General features: G+C 40.2%; 13 protein-coding genes and 1 pseudogene. 8 read left to right on the top strand and 6 right to left on the bottom strand.

Features of this window, described 5'->3' with window-relative positions; genetic code table 11:
* Positions 1-48: 48 nt before the first annotated feature.
* A complete protein-coding gene (locus tag B2O97_RS03245; protein ID WP_286766975.1) occupies positions 49-1,167 on the bottom strand; it encodes a glycoside hydrolase family 3 C-terminal domain-containing protein in 1,119 nt (372 codons plus the stop codon).
* Between the two features lie 111 nt (positions 1,168-1,278).
* Positions 1,279-2,151 (bottom strand): annotated as a pseudogene (locus tag B2O97_RS03240) (glycoside hydrolase family 3 protein); the annotation flags it as partial.
* A gap of 484 nt (positions 2,152-2,635) precedes the next feature.
* Between B2O97_RS03240 and B2O97_RS03235 the strand changes: the two are divergent.
* The 7 genes from B2O97_RS03235 (at position 2,636) to B2O97_RS03205 (ending at position 8,460) form a co-directional block, all read left to right on the top strand.
* Entirely contained in the window at positions 2,636-3,484 is an 849-nt protein-coding gene (locus tag B2O97_RS03235) for a transketolase (RefSeq protein ID WP_070563052.1), read from the top strand.
* A gap of 1 nt (position 3,485) precedes the next feature.
* On the top strand, positions 3,486-4,439 hold the full coding sequence (locus B2O97_RS03230) for a transketolase family protein (protein WP_046671842.1): 954 nt from the start codon (positions 3,486-3,488) through the stop codon (positions 4,437-4,439).
* Positions 4,440-4,460: 21 nt separating this feature from the next.
* The gene (locus B2O97_RS03225; RefSeq protein WP_286766928.1) at positions 4,461-5,006 is read left to right on the top strand and encodes an RNA polymerase sigma factor; all 546 of its coding nucleotides are present in this window, start codon (positions 4,461-4,463) and stop codon (positions 5,004-5,006) included.
* 33 nt (positions 5,007-5,039) lie between these two features.
* Positions 5,040-5,996: a hypothetical protein gene (locus B2O97_RS03220; protein ID WP_286766927.1), complete on the top strand. Its 957-nt coding sequence runs from the start codon at positions 5,040-5,042 to the stop codon at positions 5,994-5,996.
* Positions 5,996-6,415, top strand: coding sequence for a hypothetical protein (locus B2O97_RS03215; RefSeq protein WP_231585177.1), 420 nt, complete (start codon positions 5,996-5,998; stop codon positions 6,413-6,415). The genes B2O97_RS03220 and B2O97_RS03215 overlap by 1 nt, the downstream gene beginning before the upstream one ends.
* Before the next feature lie 61 nt (positions 6,416-6,476).
* Entirely contained in the window at positions 6,477-7,664 is a 1,188-nt protein-coding gene (locus B2O97_RS03210) for an aspartate aminotransferase family protein (RefSeq protein ID WP_070563059.1), read from the top strand.
* Between the two features lie 34 nt (positions 7,665-7,698).
* Complete coding sequence (locus B2O97_RS03205; protein WP_070563238.1) at positions 7,699-8,460, top strand: SGNH/GDSL hydrolase family protein; 762 nt, start codon at positions 7,699-7,701, stop codon at positions 8,458-8,460.
* 69 nt (positions 8,461-8,529) lie between these two features.
* Here B2O97_RS03205 and B2O97_RS03200 read toward each other — a convergent pair whose 3' ends face one another.
* A complete protein-coding gene (locus tag B2O97_RS03200) occupies positions 8,530-9,726 on the bottom strand; it encodes an MFS transporter (protein ID WP_070563062.1) in 1,197 nt (398 codons plus the stop codon).
* A gap of 65 nt (positions 9,727-9,791) precedes the next feature.
* Positions 9,792-10,979, bottom strand: a complete 1,188-nt coding sequence (locus B2O97_RS03195; protein WP_070563065.1) for a class I SAM-dependent rRNA methyltransferase — start codon at positions 10,977-10,979, stop codon at positions 9,792-9,794.
* Between the two features lie 226 nt (positions 10,980-11,205).
* Here B2O97_RS03195 and B2O97_RS03190 point away from each other — a divergent pair, with 226 nt between their 5' ends.
* On the top strand, positions 11,206-11,979 hold the full coding sequence (locus B2O97_RS03190; protein WP_139144922.1) for a hypothetical protein: 774 nt from the start codon (positions 11,206-11,208) through the stop codon (positions 11,977-11,979).
* A gap of 15 nt (positions 11,980-11,994) precedes the next feature.
* Here B2O97_RS03190 and thrC read toward each other — a convergent pair whose 3' ends face one another.
* Both thrC and B2O97_RS03180 read right to left on the bottom strand, forming a co-directional pair.
* Positions 11,995-13,302: a threonine synthase gene (thrC, locus tag B2O97_RS03185; RefSeq protein ID WP_115046666.1), complete on the bottom strand. Its 1,308-nt coding sequence runs from the start codon at positions 13,300-13,302 to the stop codon at positions 11,995-11,997.
* A 152-nt stretch (positions 13,303-13,454) separates the two neighbouring features.
* Positions 13,455-14,393, bottom strand: a complete 939-nt coding sequence (locus B2O97_RS03180; RefSeq protein WP_046672011.1) for a homoserine kinase — start codon at positions 14,391-14,393, stop codon at positions 13,455-13,457.
* Between the last annotated feature and the right edge of the window lie 10 nt (positions 14,394-14,403).

The raw sequence follows: 14,403 nt of genomic DNA, 5'->3' as shown, positions 1-14,403 counted from the left end.
TAAGGAATGATTGCCATCCGTCATCTATTTGGTCTGGCAATTTTAAACCTAATTGACCACTTCAAATGAATCCTTAAGCGGAAGATTAACAGAAGAATTACCGATAAATAGTTCAAATTTGCCAGGTTCAACTGTCCAGTTATTGTGCTGATCCAAAAGTTCCAGGTGGGCAGGTAGTATTGTAAACCGTATGGTCCTTTTCTCTCCTGGATTAAGTTCAATTTTTTCAAACCCACGCAAATCCATCTCATATGTCGTTACCGAAGACAGCACATCTTTGATATAAAGCTGAACAACTTCGGCGCCTTTCCTCTTCCCTATGTTTTCAATATCAACCGTAACTGTAAGGGAATCCGTTGGTCTGATCTGTTTCTTCGTGAGTTGTAAATTTGAAAAACTAAAATCTGTGTAGCTTAATCCATATCCAAAAGGGTATAAAAAGCCAACAACCCGACTATTTCCCCACCCATTGGGTCCGACCCCGGGTTGCCCCGCCTGTGCAGCGGGCTTGGTCGGAAAATTCATCTCAACCTGTCCTACAGACTTTGGAAATGAAATGGGCAATTTTCCACTAGGGCTATACCCTCCAAACAGCATTTCGGCAAGAACATTTCCCGACTGATTACTAAGAAACCAACTCTCCACAATTGCAGGTAGATACTTATTTTCCCAATTGACAGTAAGTGGACGACCATTGACAAGTACCAGCACAATAGGTTTACCTGTTTCTTTCAATTTCATTAAATAGTCGCGTTGCTTGCCTGGCAAATTTAGATCTGACCTCGATCGACTTTCACCGACTTCCCGTTCCGACTCGCCCATTACTGCTATGATTAGGTCTGATTCTTTACCGAGACGGACACCTTCGGCCATCTTTTCCAGCTCCTCACTTGACAAGTCTGTTGGAATAATCTCACTCTCAGGCCAGTTTTTATCCACGACATCTACCCCTTTTGCATAATCAACCCGAAGTGCCTTTGTTTTTCCATAGTTTATAATCCCATCTTTGATGGTTGTGATTGGGTTATTGGATGGCCCGTATCGACTTGTCGTATAATTTGTTGCTTCTGCCATTGGTCCCGTAACCAAAATTCGTTTGTATTTATTCACGTCTATTGGAAGAAGATTCTGTTCATTTTTCAACAGAACAATAGACTCCTTATTCATTTGAAGTGATACTTCTTCATCTGCGGGGGTATGCACCTTTTTATCGGCTATCGCTATATCTTCTCTCAATGGATGATCAAATAATCCCAATTTAAATTTCACCGTCAGGACTTCGCGAACCCGCTGATCCAATATTTTGGTATCCAGCCCCCCTTCCTCTATTAGTTCCATTAACGGTGTTAGATAGGTACTCGGTGGATCAAAATTTGTCCGCACATTCAAACCCGCCTCCAATGCCTGTTTAATAGCCTCTTTATAGTTTGCAGCAACATGGTGTTTGTTGTAAATAAACTCTAGGGCCTCGCTATCAGAAACTACATATCCTTCAAACCCATATTCTTTGCGGAGTAAGTCCTGCAAAAAATAACTACTGGCAGATACCGGCACGCCATCATAATCATTATAACTACTCATGACTCCTAAAGGTTTGGCTTCCTTTATGACCCTTTTAAATGGATAGAGGTGAAGCGAATGCATCTCACGAAAGCCAACATGCGGATCCGTTCATGCATTGCCATCTCTCCCCCCTTTGGGCACAGAATAGACCGCATAATGTTTCAATGTGGATGCGACGCCATTTTTTTGAATCCCCAAAACAACTTGTTTTCCCATTTCGGCAATATGAAACGGATCTTCTCCATAGGTTTCAACCACTCTTCCCCATCGTGGATCTCTAGAAACGTCAAGAATAGGCGTATAAACATTTGTATAGCCAAGATACTTGGCTTCCCTACCAATTATATCACCAGCTTTACGTACCAGCGCAGTATTCCATGTACTTCCAATATTGATTGGTGCCGGCAAGGAGGTAGCCCGATCATGGTTGAGTCCATGAATTCCTTCATTGGTAAAATCAACCGGAATACCAAGTCGTGTATTTTCCACAAACCATCGTTGAACATTATTTAAGGCTTGAGCGTGGCGGCTGAAGGGATACGAAAATGAACTTTTTGCCGACTTATTATAAGCTAAGCTATTCAACATTTCGTCAATATTGGCCAAGCCGTATTTCCAAATCTCTTTGTCCCAAGCGGCAGTGGGCTGTTCATCCTTCAAAACCCGCCCATAACCGTAAAGTGTGACAGTCTGATTGGCCTTTTCTTGAACAGTCATTTGGCGCAACAAATCTTCCACGCGACTGGCTATTTTCTGATTGGGGTCTTCATAAATATCCTTTTTTCCATTTTTGTTAAAATCGATCCAATCCTTATGATAAATGTTGCTGTGCTGGGCAGAAGAATGCAAATATAGGACTGAGAGCGCTGAAAAAAAACGCAGCTTTTGAGTTGATTAAGCATTATGCTGAAAATTGTTGGTTTTATAAAGTGAAGCAAGGTACAAAAAAAATAAAAATCTGCAGGCCAAATACATTGTCAGTCTGGAATAAGTCAATATAAATTCATTTTTTAACAAGCATCTAGCTTAAAAATAGTTAACTTTACGACCAATTGTGAAACCAACAAAAAAAATGAGTGCAGATATTAACAAACTAGAACAAATTGCATCACAGGTAAGACGTGATATCGTACGTATGGTACACGCTTGTCAATCAGGACACCCAGGTGGTTCGTTAGGTTGTACAGATTACTTTGTGGCGCTTTATTTCAATGCAATGAAACGCAATCCTTCCTTTGACATGGATGGAAAAGGAGAAGATTTATTCTTCCTGTCAAACGGACATATCTCTCCTGTATTTTACAGTACATTGGCACGTGCGGGATATTTTGAAGTGAGCGAATTAGCAACGTTCAGAAAAATCAATTCCAGACTTCAAGGTCACCCAACAACACACGAAGGCCTTCCAGGTATTCGTATTGCTTCGGGATCATTGGGACAAGGATTATCTGTTGCAATTGGAGCCGCACAGGCAAAAAAATTGAATAAAGACAATAATCTAGTTTATGTATTAATGGGTGATGGAGAATTGCAGGAGGGCCAAGTTTGGGAAGCTGCAATGTACGCGCCACACAACAAGATTGACAATTTAATTGCTACTGTTGACTATAACAAAGCACAAATTGACGGATCTACAGATCAAGTATTATCTCTTGGGGATCTTCGTGCAAAATGGGAAGCATTTGGCTGGGATGTGATGGAAATTGCTAAAGGCAATGATATGAATGCTGTTGTTGCAGGTTTAGCAGAAGCTAAGTCACGCACAGGAAAAGGTAAACCAGTCATTATTCTGATGCATACTGAAATGGGTAACGGTGTTGATTTTATGATGGGTTCTCATAAATGGCATGGTGTTGCTCCAAATGACGAACAATTGGCGTCGGCATTGAATCAGCTTACAGAAACTTTAGGAGATTACTAGAATGAAAAAATATACTTATACAGAGTCAAAAGATACACGTTCAGGATTTGGTGCGGGATTACTAGAAGCAGGAAAGCAAGATGAGAATGTAGTTGCATTATGTGCTGATTTAATTGGTTCGTTAAAAATGAACGATTTTATCAAAGAATTTCCAGAACGTTTTTTCCAAATCGGTATCGCGGAAGCTAATATGATGGGAATTGCTGCCGGACTTACGATCGGTGGTAAAATACCATTCACTGGTACATTCGCAAATTTCTCAACAGGACGTGTTTATGATCAGATTCGCCAATCGATTGCATACTCGGACAAAAATGTAAAAATTGCAGCGTCGCATGCCGGCCTAACCTTAGGTGAAGATGGTGCAACTCACCAAATCTTAGAAGATATCGGCTTGATGAAAATGTTGCCAGGAATGACAGTGATCAATCCTTGTGATTTCAATCAAACAAAAGCCGCTACGATTGCAGCAGCAAAATATGAGGGACCAGTTTATTTGCGTTTTGGCCGTCCCGTAGTTCCTAACTTCACTCCTGCTGATCAAGAATTTGTGATTGGTAAGGCGGTATTATTAAATGAAGGAACGGATGTTACGATCATTGCTACAGGTCATTTAGTATGGGAAGCTATCCAAGCTGGCGAGAAATTAGCTGAGTTGGGTATCAACGCTGAGATTATCAATATCCATACCATCAAACCTTTGGATGAAGAAGCTATTTTAAAATCTGTTGCGAAAACCAAATGTGTCGTAACGGCAGAAGAGCATAATCGTCTTGGCGGTTTGGGTGATAGCGTTGCTCAAGTGTTAACAAGAGAGTTACCTACTCCACAAGAGTACGTTGCCGTAAATGATAGTTTTGGAGAATCAGGTACTCCTGCTCAATTGATGGAAAAATACGGTTTGAATGCTGCGGCTATTGTGGCTGCGGTTCAAAAAGTAATCAAAAGAAAATAACAAAACTACGCAAGTCAATATATGGATGACGCTTTAATTATAGCAAAATTCGCCGAAGAGAGTACGCGAGAAGAAGCTTTCCGTTTATTGTTGAAGAAATATCAACAGAAGATTTATTGGCATGTGCGAAGAATGGTCATCGATCATGACGATGCGGACGATGTTGTTCAAGATATCTTTGTCAAAGTATGGAAAAACCTTGGGAATTTCCGTGAAGACTCACAATTATACACTTGGCTTTATCGTATCGCAACAAATGAATGTATTACCTTCTTAAATAAGAAAAAGCAAAAGCAGAACGTGTCGTTGGATGACGACACGACTGCTTATTTGGCAAAAACGCTTGCTGATGGCAATTATTTTAACGGTGATAAAGCTCAAATGAAATTACAACAGGCTTTGTTGACTTTGCCAGAAAAGCAAAAATTGGTCTTCAATATGAAATATTTTGAAGATATGAAATACGAAGAAATTTCAGAAGTACTCGGAACAAGTGTCGGAGCGCTTAAAGCCTCTTATCATTTAGCTGTCAAAAAAATAGAGGCATTTTTTAACAACAACGATTAAACCTTTTAGCGAAATTAGGTTCTAACAGATACTATGAAGGAAAATGGCACATATCATGATGGGCTGGAGCCTACAAATCTTCCAGCATCGTTGCGTGAAAATCCATTTGGCTTACCTGAAAATTATTTCAGTGATTTAGAATCAAAAATAATTACGCAAGTCAAATTGGTTGAATGCAAGGAAGAATCCATCTTTGAGGTTCCAGAAGGATATTTTAATAGCTTATCTGACGCCATAATGTGTAAGGTTGCGGAAGATAGTTTAAAAAAGCAGGTTACTACAGACGGCTTTGAAATTCCTGAAAATTATGCTTCTGAACTATCTTCAACTATCTTCAACCGAATTTTAGAAGACAAATTAAAAGAAACGATTGCATCGGATGGCTTTACCATGCCTTCTGCTTATAATCAAACCCTTGAAGACTCCATCTTCGCCCGTTTAGCGGCGGAGAAATTGAAGGAAACAGTTCCGACAGATGGTTTTACAGCTCCTGTTGGCTACGAAGAAATAGTTGAATCGACAATTTTTGCTCGTATTGCTGAAGAAAAACTAAAAGAAACGATTGTGACTGCAGGTTTTGATGTACCACAACATTATTTTGAGATTCTTTCGGACAGCATCATTGATCGTGTTCAAATGCTTGAAAAGGATAATACACCGATCCGTCAGATTGGGAAACCTAAAAAATGGTACGCTCGTTATGCGGTTGCGGCATCCTTTGCGGCTATGTTGAGTATAGGCGGATATTGGGGTTATCAATATCAACAGCAAAATACGACTCCTGTAGAAGCTGTTGCAGAAGAGCAGTTAAGCCAGCATTTGTCAGAAATTCCTAAGCAGGAAATCATTAATTACCTTGCGGAGTCGGCTTCTGGTGACGATATGATCTATATGGCCCAGTATACTGACGAAGCAAATCTCCCTACTAAGGGATTTGGAAGTAATATATCTAAACAAGAAATAGAAGATTATCTAAATTATACCTTATAATGATGTTCAATAAAAAATACATATGGATAACATTGTTCTTTAGTATATTTTCTATTGCCTTGGGCTTTGCGCAAGACAAAAATCGATTTCAAGCTATAGAAAATGAAAAAATAGCTTACATTACTAAAGAACTGGATTTAACTCCGAGAGAGGCTCAGCAATTCTTCCCGCTCTATAATGAATACAGCCAAACGCTTTGGGATATCAGGAAAGAAAAATTGAATGGTGCTCCAAAAAATAGTTTTAGAGGTGGCTCCAGAGACGTCTTACAGTATGATGCTAAGGAAGTGGAGATCAAAAAAGAATATCGGGCCAAATTTGCCAAAGTTATTGGCAATGCGCGAGCATCGCAATTTTTTGAAGTAGAACAGGAATTCAGGGAACATCTATACAAATCCCTGCAGAATAGAAGAAAATAATCTCGAAAATAAAAAAGAAGTCTTGAAGACTTCTTTTTTATTTTCGGACATTTGTAAGATCATGTTAAGCAACAGAGAATTATTTTTAATGAATACCGCTCAAACATCTAGCTCACCTAGATTGGTTGAAGTAGTTAAGGCTGAAGGTGTCTACCTTTATGGCCCAAATGGAGAAGAATACATGGATTTGGTCTCTGGCTTCAATGTCAGCAATATAGGCCATCGTCACCCGAAGGTTTTGGAAGCTATAAAATCACAATTGGACCAGTACCTACATGTCACCGTTTATGGTGAATTTGTGCAGGCCCCACAGGTGCAATTTGCTACAGAATTATTAGCAGAACTTCCTCCTAATTTTCAATCGGTTTACCTCACCAACAGTGGAACGGAAGCCGTAGAGGGATCAATGAAAATAGCAAAGAAATATACCGGTCGCAGGCAGATTATCGCTGCAAAAAAGGCGTACCACGGCAGTACACAAGGCGCGCTCAGTCTTATCGGAAACGATGCGTACCGTAAAGCGTATGCCCCCCTCCTTCCCGAAATAGATTTTATCAAGTTTAATGATCTGGACGATCTAACAAAGATTACGGAACAAACTGCTGCTGTCATCCTCGAAGCTATTCAGGGGGAAGCGGGTGTCCGAGTCCCGGATATCGCTTACATGCAAGCCGTCAGAAAACGCTGTAATGAAACAGGTACCCTACTGATCTTTGATGAAATCCAAACTGGTTTTGGCCGCACAGGCCGTCTCTTTGCTTTTGAGCATTTTGCTATCGTCCCAGATGTCCTGATGCTTGCCAAAGGAATCGGTGGTGGCATGCCCCTAGGCGCATTTGTTGCAGCCAAAGAAGTGATGGATGTTATTAAGGATAATCCCATGCTTGGACATATCACGACTTTTGGGGGCCACCCCGTAAGTTGTGCCGCAGCACGGGCTTCACTGGCTGTTATCAAGGAAGAAAAATTGGTAGAACAGGTCGAGCGAAAATCGCTTTTATTTAAAGAAAAACTCCGACACCCTGCAATTAAAGAAATTCGAGGATTAGGTCTTATGATGTGTCTGCAATTGGATTCCTTTGATCAGGTTTACAACGTGAGTAAGTATTGTGCTGAAAACGGGGTTATGATCGATTGGTATCTGCATTGTGAAACAGCACTGCGTGTCGCTCCTCCATTGACTATTACAGATCTGGAAATTGAAAAAGCGTGTAACATCATTATAAAAGGTTTGGAAAAGTATGCTTAAAGTATGTAACTTTAAACATAACAAAAACCTAATAATGAACACAAACCGCAGATCATTTATCAAAAAAAGCATTATTGGTTCCGGTCTATTGACTGGTGCCAATATACTGGGAAACGATGTATTCGCTCACGAATCCACCGCCAGTTCCTCAAAAATCAGTTTAAATAACGACGACATCATTTTATTTCAGGGCGATTCCATTACGGATGTGGGCCGAGATAGAAACAATAGAAATGCCAATGATACCGCAGCACTTGGACATGGTTATGCTCTATTGGCTGCCAGCCAGCTCTTAAATAAATATTCGGCAAAAAAACTAAAGGTATATAATACAGGTATTAGTGGAAATCGTGTGCCCGATCTTCAAAAGCGCTGGCAGGAGGATACACTGGAAATAAAACCCACTGTATTGAGTATTTTGATCGGTGTGAACGATTTCTGGCGAACAATCGACCGCGGAGCACAGACAACGGTTGAGGAGTATAAATCCCAATACCAACAGTTACTACAGGAGACATTACAAAAGCTTCCAAACGTCAAATTGATCATTGGAGAACCTTTTGCAGTAAAGGGCGTAGGTCACATTACTGAAGCGTGGTATCCAAAATTTTTGGCCTACCAAGAATCCGCTCGTGAGGTCGCCAAAGAATTTGGCGCAATTCTAATTCCCTATCAAAAAATATTCGACAATGCCCAAAAGAATGCTCCTGGTGCCTACTGGGCAGCAGATGGTGTACACCCTACCCTTGCCGGCGCACAGATGATGGCCTCAGCCTGGATGGACTGCATCAAATAATAACAAAAAAGAGCGGATATTTTATTGAAATCCGCTCTTTCGTGTTTAACATGCGCCTATATGCCAAATCTAGATTTCTTTGTAAGGTGTTTTTTGTAGATTGGGAAGAAAATAAGCCACAATACCCATCAATGGCAGGTAGGAACATAGGTGATAAATAAACTCGATGGACGTATGATCTGCCTGCCAGCCAAGTACAGCGGATCCAATCCCTCCCATTCCAAATGCAAAGCCGTAAAATAAACCTGAAACCATGCCCAACTTCTTAGGCAATAGTTCTTGTGCATAAACAATAATTGCTGGAAAAGCTGATGATAAAATCAATCCAATAATCACGATTAGTATTCCCGTCATCGTAAGTCCGACATAGGGTAATGCTAATGCAAATGGTGCAACGCCCAAGACGGAGAACCAAATGACATATTTGCGACCAAATCGGTCCCCGAATACTCCGCCCAGTAATGTTCCCACCGCAACAGCTATCAGAAAATAAAATAGATAGACTTGTGCTTCCACTTCATTAATCCCAAATTTCTTGATGGTATAAAACTGGAAATAGTTTGTAATACTTGCTATATAGAAGTATTTTGAAACAATCAGTAAGAGGAGTATAACAACGGTCACGACGATTCGGCTATTGGGTAGATCAGGCACGCGTATTGTTTTCTTCGTTGATTTGGCAAAGCTTTGAAGTCTCTTTTTATACCAACTACCAATATAATAAGATATAAATTGGCCAAGAATCGTAAATAAGCACATCCAGGCGATCGCCTGCTGCCCTCTCGGTAATACCAAAAAAGCGACAATGATTGGGGCCATTGCGGTCCCTCCATTTCCTCCAATCTGAAAAATAGATTGTGCCATACTTCTTCTCCCTCCCGATGCCATATAAGCTACACGAGAAGATTCAGGGTGAAAGATTGAAGAACCAATCCCGACCAGAAAAACAGAAAATAAGATCCATTCATAACTATGTGCTTTCGAAAACAAAAGCATACCGAGAAGGGAAAAAGACATCCCAATGATCTGAGAGTATGGTACAGGATGTTTGTCCGTAAATGAGCCTACAACGGGCTGGAATATTGAAGCTGCTATCTGATAAACCATTGTAATCATCCCAACCTGAGAAAAGCTTAGATGATGCTCTTCTTTGAGCAAGGGATAGGTCGCCGGTATCACTCCCTGAATCATATCGTTCAAAAGATGCACCATGCTCACGGCAAACAAAATAGAAAAAATAGGTCTACTCGTCTTCTCTTGTATCATGACGTTGTTCAAAAATTAAAAAGGTTGATTTGTTAAAATCAACCTAAACTATCTTCATATAATAATTACAATACGCGCACCAACAATCCTTTCAGATACTCGCCTTCTGGGAACGAAGCCCGGACAGGATGATCTTCAGGCTGATGAAATTGTCTGATAAACTGAATTTCCTTACCGGCATCCAGTGCAGCCCAAGCGAGCACCTGTTTGAAGGTATCCATGTCCATCGCACCTGAGCAAGAAAATGTCGCTAATAAACCACCACTATTTAACAACATCAATCCGCGGCGATTGAGGTCTTTATACGCCCTTGATGCTCTTTCCAATGCAGATCGAGAGGGCGCATATTTCGGTGGATCCAAGACAATAAGATCAAATTTTTCCCCTTCATCAATGAATTTACGCAATTGCTTGTTTACATCAGACAATATTGCGCTATGTCGACTAAGTTCAAAACCATTTTCAATAATATTCTTTTCCAGGGTTTCAATAGCCAGTGCAGAACTATCTACAGATATAACTTCTGCCGCCCCACTTTTCAAGCTATTTAACGTAAAACCACCGGAATAGCAAAAACAATCTAGGACGCGTTTATTTGAAACGTAATTGGCCGTCAGCTGGCGATTTTCACGTTGGTCGCAATAAAATCCCGATTTTTGTCCATCAATAATGTTCACCTTATAATGAATGCCATTTTCGATAACGTCGACAAATTCAGATGGAAGTTCTCCAAACAAAAGCCCATTGGTATCAGGTAAACCTTCATGTTCGCGAGATTTCAGATCACTACGCTCATAAATTCCTTTGGGTTGCAGCAAAGCATTCAATTCATCGATAATAACTGATTTGACTTTTTCCACCCCAACTGAATGAACCTGAATGGATATAAAATCCGCGTATTTGTCTGCAATAAGTCCAGGAAGAAAATCTGCTTCAGCAAAGATTAAACGAACCGTATTGGTGACACCTTCTTGCAACAGATGCTGTCTTGCTGCTACAGCCTTCTGAACGCGTGCACGCCACCAATCTGCATCAATCTGTGCTTGAGGGTTCCATTCCAATAAACGAATGGCTACACGCGAGCTATTGTGAAATAGACCATAGGCAATAAATTCACGTTCAGCATTGTAAACGCCAACAACTTCGCCATCTTCAATCTTATCGGACAATGATTTAATTGCTCCAGAAAATACCCAAGGATGCAATTGCCAGGCAGCTTTATCCTTACCCTTATTCAAATAAACTGATTTCATTGTTGCAAAATTAACGTATTAATTGTAAAACCCTGCTTCTTTATTTGTCAAAAAATAAATGAAACAATTATTCTTGTATATTTACAAAATGAATTTAAAACACTTATTATTAACCACAACATTTATTTGTTCGCTTTTTTCGTGTAAAAAATCAGATTCTGAACTCACAATTAAAAATGAGGAGGATCTTGAGCTTGTCGAGTTGTCTAGATTTGAAAAAACAGAAATGAAAGTCAGCCAAGCAATTAAAGCTGAACCATATTTTATGGTAGGCTATGGATATGATGCAAAAGAAAACCTACTTTTTGTCAATAAGGGGCTACGTGCAAAAATCATTGATACCGAAAAATTAAAGGAGTCTTCCTATATTTCTAGAACAACGGGCTTTTCAAGTGGTGGTGCATTTAGCGAAGATATTAATAAGGAGGGACTATTGAGAAGTCTGAGAATACAATTTGATCATTACGGGGAGCAACTCGTTACAACGGAAACAGATGCATTGGCACGCATTCCCTCGGACCAGAAAATGCAACTAACCAACTATTATTCTGAAGGATTTCAATACAGCATGCTTTTCTTTGCAGTAAAAGATCCGAAATTTCAAAATCAAGACTTCATTAATTTTGTTCAGAACAACAGTCCAGAACTTATTGTAAAAAAGTATGGCACACATCTCATTTTGAGTTGCACCAAGGGGGCGTCCGTAAATCTTATAAAATACCTGGACAAAAAAACTGTGCTTGATGACAAAGTCATAAAAGATTGGAAAATTGTAGCGTTTGTTTCAGGTGCCAATCTCCGATTATTTGATATGCACCCGATAAAAAATACCATTGATGTCAGTGCATGGTTAAGTTCATTGACGGAAGAAAATGGAGATTTCATAAGATTTGGGCGAGAGCAACCTATCCCCATCTATGACTTAATCTTAGATAAGGATAAAAAACTTGAATTAAAGAATTATATTGATACTTATCTTGGTATAAAAAAGGGCTCCTAAAGGAGCCCTCAACGTTTAGTTATGGTTGATTAAATATTTTTTGAAGGCTTCGAAATCAACTTTTAAAAGTTCCGCTAATTTTTCTTTTCCTTGCAATGTTTCTGCACCGGCAGGCAACACTATTTTTCCAAATACATCTGCTGCTATTGCGTCGGGGAATTTGCAGGGATGTGCTGTCGATAAGAAAACCGAAGCGTAATGACCTGGATGCTCCTTTGCATAAGCACGAGCGCCAAGCCAGGCGATTGCTGTATGCGGACAGGCGATATAGTTCGATTCTTCATATAATTTTTGCATTCCTTCTTTTGTTTCTTCATCTGTAAATGTATAAGAAGAGAGCATATTTTTTAATTCCTCCACATTTCCGCCAAAAAGATCCTGTATACGCACCCAGTTGCTGGGATTCCCAACATCCATGGCATTGCTTAAGGTTTGAACAGAAGGCAATGGTTCATATTTGCCGGAAGAAAGGAATCGAGGAACGGTATCATTGACGTTTGTTGCAGCTACAAAATGCTTCACTGGAAGTCCCATTTTATAGGCCAATAAACCAGCCCCGATATTACCAAAATTACCACTCGGCACTGTAAACACGACCTCATTGATTCCTTGTGACTTCAATTGTGCATACGCATAAAAATAATAAAATGTCTGTGGGATCAGCCGTGCTATATTGATTGAATTAGCGGAGGTCAAACGCAATACAGCATTGAGTTCTGCATCACTAAAAGCTTGCTTTACTAATGCCTGACAATCGTCAAAAGTTCCTTCAACTTCAATAGCACGAATATTTTGTCCATTGGTGGTCAATTGTAGTTCCTGAACTTCCGAGACTTTACCTTTAGGATATAAGATCGTCACACGTGTTCCTTCTACGCCCAAAAAGCCCAATGCAACAGCTCCTCCTGTATCGCCTGACGTCGCAACAAGCACGTCCAGTAATTTATCGTCAGTCTTTGAAAAATAGCCCATAACCCTGCTCATAAACCGAGCTCCGAAATCTTTAAAAGCATAAGACGGCCCATGAAATAGTTCGAGCACAGCCGTGCTGTCGGTCAAGAATCTTACAGGAGCATCAAAATTGATGGCATCGTTCACAATCTGTTTTAAATCGCCTTTGGGAATATCTTTTCCCAATAGGGTAGAAGCTACTTCGAAAGCAATCTCCTGCAAGGAATACTGTTGAATATTCTTAATGAATAGCGGGTCCAATTGTGGAATCTCTTCAGGCATATACAATCCTTTGTCTGCAGGGAGAGAATTGAAGACCGCATCTTTAAAGGAGACTTCTAATGTTTTATTATTTGTACTATAAAATTTCATATGTAAATAATTTTGTCAAGGCCATATAAAATATCCTGTTATTTTGATTCGTATTCACTTTAGAATGCGGATATTTCATTTTATTATCTTTTCTGAGCCAATTATCAATTGACCTGAGATTTATAAACCTCGTTTCTGTCCGTAAATAATTTTTAATCTAAAACCCTGGGTCCTTCGACATTGACACGGGAAACATAGCCAAAACTGTCAATTTCATTTTCTTTGAGATGAGTTTGAATTTTGTCGGCGATATCCTTTGCTATTTTTTCGTCCCGTGTTATTGCAACGACAGAGGGGCCTGAGCCAGAAATACCAAAACTCAAGGCACCATTTTTCAAAGCAATCTCCTTCATTTCATAAAACTGGGGAATTAAAATTGCACGTGTTGGTTCAATGAGGATATCTTTCATGCTTCGTGCAATGAGATCGTAATCTTCTTTGAACAATGCAGCGACCAATCCCGCGATATTTCCCCATTGTGTCACGGCGTCTTTCAACAGCACTTTATCCTTTATGAGTTGTCTTGCGTCACGTGTGGGAACATCGACCTGTGGAAAAACCACTGCTGCTACGAGTTCTTTTGGCGAAGGGATGGAAATAACATCCAAAGGTTCATTTCCCCGGATTAATGTGATGCCTCCATAAAGCGCTGGGGCAACATTATCAGCGTGGCCTGTACCGCAAGCCAAACGCTCACCTTCAACACAAAATGGTAATAATTCTTCTTTTGTCAAAGGGTTTCCGAGCATGGTATTGATGGCAAAAAGCCCAGCTACGGTGCTTGCTGCACTGGAACCTAGTCCAGATCCAATTGGCATATGTTTATGCAATTCGATTTCGACGCCTACCTTTGATGAGATATTCAGGGCTTGTAATAGATATTGCACACAGGCAGATACGGTATTCTTGCCAGGGTCGAGTGGTAGTCTTCCATCGTCACCAGTTATTTCCCGAATCGTTACTCCAGGTTGTTGCGTACGTCGCATCACCACCTCATCACCGGGTTGCTCAACAGCAAAACCCAATATATCAAAACCGCAGATCATATTTGCGACAGTTGCAGGTGCAAAAACACGAACTTCCGACAGCATGCTGTCTAAA

The sequence above is a fragment of the Sphingobacterium sp. UBA865 genome, assembly GCF_002295765.1.
Lineage (GTDB): Bacteria > Bacteroidota > Bacteroidia > Sphingobacteriales > Sphingobacteriaceae > Sphingobacterium > Sphingobacterium multivorum.
This window is presented reverse-complemented; position numbering and strand designations above follow the sequence as displayed.